The sequence below is a fragment of the Micromonospora arida genome (assembly GCF_003857035.1).
Classification (GTDB): Bacteria; Actinomycetota; Actinomycetes; order Mycobacteriales; family Micromonosporaceae; genus Micromonospora; species Micromonospora arida.
Window position 1 is genome coordinate 1 of record NZ_QGSY01000039.1, and the last position, 4856, is coordinate 4856.

General features: G+C 76.0%; 3 protein-coding genes and 1 pseudogene. All 4 read left to right on the forward strand.

The window, feature by feature from the left end:
• A pseudogene (locus DLJ58_RS33720) lies at nt 1–749 on the forward strand (hypothetical protein); the annotation flags it as partial.
• A 49-nt stretch (nt 750–798) separates the two neighbouring features.
• Nucleotides 799–2727, forward strand: a complete 1929-nt coding sequence (cobU, locus tag DLJ58_RS00475; protein ID WP_124853349.1) for a bifunctional adenosylcobinamide kinase/adenosylcobinamide-phosphate guanylyltransferase — start codon at nt 799–801, stop codon at nt 2725–2727.
• Nucleotides 2717–3490, forward strand: coding sequence for an adenosylcobinamide-GDP ribazoletransferase (locus tag DLJ58_RS00480; protein ID WP_124853350.1), 774 nt, complete (start codon nt 2717–2719; stop codon nt 3488–3490). The genes cobU and DLJ58_RS00480 overlap by 11 nt, the downstream gene beginning before the upstream one ends.
• 67 nt (nt 3491–3557) lie before the next feature.
• A complete protein-coding gene (locus DLJ58_RS00485) occupies nt 3558–4853 on the forward strand; it encodes a DUF2314 domain-containing protein (protein WP_124853351.1) in 1296 nt (431 codons plus the stop codon).
• Nucleotides 4854–4856 lie beyond the last annotated feature (3 nt).

Here is a 4856-nt window from a genome sequence, read left to right on the forward strand (position 1 = left end):
GCGACGGGCCAGCTCCTCCGGGTCTGGCGGCGCTCGGAAGCCGGCCGGCGGGCCGACGCCGTGCACTGCTGGTCGGGGCCGGTGCGGTCGTCCTCGTCGCGGTAGCCGTGGTGGCCGTGGTGGCGCTGCGACCCGGAGCCGACCCGGGTGCGGCGGACCAGCCACCCGCGCTGGCCGGCGAGTCGGCGGCGGTCGCCGACGCTCCGCTGCCGCCCGGAGACGCGACCACCAGCGGGCCTCGGCCCAGCGCGACGCCGGGTGCCAGTCGCACCGCGACGGCCGACCCGACCGGGTCCCCCGCCGACGCGACGACCAGCAGCGACCCCGCCCGCACCGGGGCACCGGGCAGCACGCCGACCGGTACGGCCAGCAGCCGACCGACGCCCAGCCGCACCCCGTCGAGTCGGCCCAACCCGTACACGGCCGCACAGGCGTGCGGCAGCGGCTACCAGGTGATCGACTCGGCGACGCTGACCGGCGGGGACGGGCAGCGCAAGGGCCGGGTCTTCCTGCTGTACCAGGCGGGCACCGGCACCAACTGCGTGGTCACCCTCAAGGACACCGCGGTCGGAGCGAAGTCGGCCGCCTCGGCGTACCTGGAGGTGCAGGGGCGGGCACGCAGCACCGACAGCGGGTCCTTCGACTACTACGCCGGACCGGTGCGTGCCACCGCCGCCGGGACGTGCGTCAAGTGGGGCGGCTCCACCGGCGGGGTCAGTTACGGCAGTGGGTTCGAGCACTGCGACTGAACGACGGGCCGGCAGGCACCGCAACCCTGGGCGGCCTTAAGGTACGGGCATGTCCGTAGACGGGTGGAACACGGTCCTGGTGCTCGGCGGTATCCGGTCCGGCAAGTCCGAGTTCGCCGAGTCCCTGGTCACCGACGCGCCGGTGGTCCGCTACGTCGCCACCGCGCCCGAGGGCGACCCGGAGGACACCGAGTGGGCGACCCGGCTGGCGGCGCACCGCGCCCGACGGCCGGGCAGCTGGACCACCGAGGAGACCACCGAGGACCCGCGCCGGCTGGCCGACGTGCTCGCGTCCGCCGAGCCCAACGAGATGGTGCTCGTCGACGACCTGGGCGGCTGGGTGACGGTGCTGCTCGACCCGGACCACCAGCCCGCCGACGACGTGGCGACCATCGCCGAGCTGGCCGAGGCGATCCGCGGGTGTGCCGCCCGGGTGGTGCTGGTGAGCCCCGAGGTGGGGCTGTCGCTGGTGCCGACCACCCCGCTGGGCCGGGCGTTCACCGACGCGTTGGGCGCGGCCAACCGCGCGGTCGCCGACGCCTGCGACGCGGTCGTACTGGTCGTCGCCGGTCAGCCGGTCTGGCTCAAGTCGGCCGCCACCGCGACCGAACCGTCCGCTCCCGCCACCATGACCGCGCCGACGGCCGCTGCCAGCGCAACGGTGAGGAGCCTGGCCGACGCCGAGCCCACCCCCGAGGTGCAGCTGCCCGACGTGCTGACCCACACACCGCCGGCCATCCCGACCCAGGAGCCGGGCAACGCCTGGGCCGCGCCGACCATGGCGTTGCCGATGGTGTCCACCGGGCTGGTCATCCAGCCCGGCATGGAGCTGCCGATGCCCGACGAGTACGCCGGCCCGCAGGCGGTCGACCGGCTGACCACGCTGGACGTACCGGGTGCCGGTCTGGGCGTGCTGGACCGGGTGGTGGGCTTCGCCGCCGCCACCCAGGGCACCCCGACCCCCGCCGCCTGGGGCTCGGTGCGGGTGCTGCTGCTGCACGGCGACCACGCCGGTGGGGCGGCGGCCGGCACCGTCGCCGGTGAGTCGGCGCGCCGCGCCGCACAGGCCCGCGCCGGCCAGGGCGCGTTGGCGCGGCTGGCCGCCGAGAGCGGCGCCAGTCTCCAGGTGGTGGACACTCCGGCCTCCGCGCCGATCGAGGACGAGCCTGCCCTCGCGCCGGAGCAGGTGGAGTCCGCGCTGCGCTACGGCTGGCGGTTGGCCGAGCAGGCCGCCGACGCCGGCGTACAACTGCTGGTGCTCGGCGCGTGCGGCGCCGGCACCGAGGCGGCGGCCGCGGCGGTGCTCGCGGCGACCGCGGGCGCGGAGCCGCCCGCCGTGCTGGGCCGGGTGATCACCGACTCCGGGGAGATCGACGACGCGGCGTGGATGATCCGCTGCGCGGCGGTACGCGACGCGCTGCACCGCACCCGGCGCTCGTCACGCGGCGCCAAGGACATCCTGGCCGAGCTGGGCGGCGGCGACGTGGCCGTGGCCACCGGTGTGCTGCTCGGCGCCACCGCCCGCCGGGTACCGGTGCTGCTCGACGGGCCGGTCGGGTTGGCCGCCGGGATGGTGAGCCGTGACCTGGCCGGCCAGGCCCGGCACTGGTGCCTGCTGGCCGACCACGGCGGGCACCCGGCCGTGCGGCTCGCCGCCGACGTGCTGGGCCTCACCCCGCTGCTCGACCTGCGGATGGATCTCGGCGAGGGCGCGAACGCGCTGGTGGCGCTGCCGCTGCTGCGCTCGGTGCTGGCGCTGTCCGCCGCGCTGCCGGTGCACCCGTCGCTGGGCGGCCCGGACGACACCGACCCGAGCTACGCCGACGAGCCGGAGTCCACCGACCCGAGCTACGCCGACCCGGATCTCACCGAGCCCGACTCGACCGAGCCCGACTTCGCCGAGCCGGAGCCGGCCGGGCCGGGCCCGGCCAGCACCGAGGCGGACGAGCAGCCGGCGACGGGCTGGCGTGCCGGCTGAACCACGGCTGCTCGCGGGAGCCCGGCTGGCGGTCACCACGTTCACCACGCTGCCGGTGCGGGCCGGGCGCATCGACCGCCCGGTCGCCGGCACGGCGATGGCCCTCGCCCCGGTGGTCGGCGCGCTGCTCGGCGCCCTGCTCGCCGGTGTGCTGCTGCTGGCCGGGGCGCTCGCCCCACCGCTGGTGGCGGCCGGTGTGACCGTCGGCGTCGCCGCGCTGCTCACCCGAGGGCTGCACCTGGACGGGCTGGCCGACACCGTGGACGCGCTCGGCTCGTACCGGCGGGGCGCGGCCGCCCTGGAGATCATGAAGAAGCCGGACGTCGGCCCGTTCGGGGTGGTCGCCCTGGTGGTCGTACTCCTGGTGCAGGCGGCGGCGCTCGCCGACCTCGCCGGTCGGTCCTGGCCGGCGTGCCTCGCGGCGGTGGTCACGGCGACCGCGGCCGGGCGGCTCGGTGTCACGGTGGCCTGCCGGCGGGGAGTGCCGGCGGCCCGGCCCGACGGGCTGGGCGCGCTGGTCGCCGGCACGGTCGGCCCGGTGGCAGCGGCCGCCGGCGCGGTCGTCGTCGTGCTGCTGGCGGTGCCCGCGGTGCCGGGCCGCCCATGGCAGGGGCCGCTGGCCGTCGTCGCCGCGATCGCCGTCGCGCTACCGCTGCTCAACCACGTGGTACGCCGCCTCGGCGGGATCACCGGCGACGTCCTGGGCGCGACCGTCGAGGTGGTCACCACGCTGGTCTACCTGGGTCTGGTGCTGTCCGGCTGAGCCGGCCCCGGCGGGCCGGGTAGCGTTCGGCTCGACAACACCGGCGCGGCCACCGGGGGATCCCACAATGCTCATCACGGACGACTTCCTGCCCGTTCCGGTGCCGGAGTCGCTCAGCGCGACCTACCTGGTGCCGATGGCGGGGCTACCGAAGGTCAGTGCGAAGACCGCGGTGGCGGCCCTGACCGGCCGGCTGGCCGAGCCGGTGCACGGGCTGGCCCGGCAGATGCTCGACAGCCCGCTGATGAGCGTCGACACCCGGCCGATCACCGAGTTCCCCGAGCTGCCACCGGACCTGCTCACCGCGTTCGGTGCCACCAAGGAGCAACTGGACCGGCTGGCGGCGGCGACGCACCTGGTGGTCGTACAGGCCGAGTACCGGCCCGGTTGGCCGCCCGCGCACGAGTGGGCCGCCCGGGCGGTCGCCGCCGCCGTGGCGGAGTCCGTCGACAGCGACGTGGTGGACGTCTTCGGCCTCCAGTTCCTCGACCCGGCGACCGCGTTGCGCTCCCTCCCCGACGAGCAGGGCCGCATCCGCCTTGTCGACTGGGTGCTGGTGCCGTACTCGTCGGACACCGAGGGCCTGTGGTTCACCACCAAGGGGCTGCGCCGCTTCGGTCTGCTGGAGTTGCAGACCCAGGGGGTGCCGGACCACCTCACCCGCGCCTGGGGTGCGGTGATGACCGGGGCGGCCCGCCGACTGCTGCGGGACTGGACCGACGGGCTCACCGGCGAGGAGGTGCCGGCGTTCGTGCAGCTGCCCGTACTGGCCACGGTCACCGGCCACGACATCGCGGTGGCGTACGGCAACCCGGAGCAGCACGGCGCCACCGCCCCGGTGCTGCTCCGCCTCGAACTGGACCCGGCGACCGACCCGGAGGCCGACTCGTTCCTCAGCCTGCGCCCGCCGGCAGGGCACCCCGGCCCGGACGGGCGCTACTACGCGGCCGCCTGCGCGACGCTGTTCTCCGGGATCCAGCCGGACGTGCGCTACGCCCGCTCCGGTGACGCCATGAGCCGTGCGGTCGCCACCGCCCGGGCCGCACTGGATGACGCACGGGCCCGGTTCGTCGCCGGTGAGTTCCCCACCGAGTCGCAACTGGTGGTGAAGTACGGCCTGCCCGGGGACGACGGCCCGGAGTACGTCTGGGCGGGCGTCACCTCGTGGGAGACCCCGGAACGCATCGTCGGCGTGAGCGCCAGCGACGCCAACACCGACCAGAGCGTGCGCATCGGCGCCCCCGTGGTCGTGGAGACGTCCGACGTAGTCGACTGGGCCGTCCTGGACGCCACAGGCGTCATAGAAGGCGGCTGGACCCAAGCAGTCCTGGACTCAGGCGAACCCCCAACCCCCTCGCGCTAACCC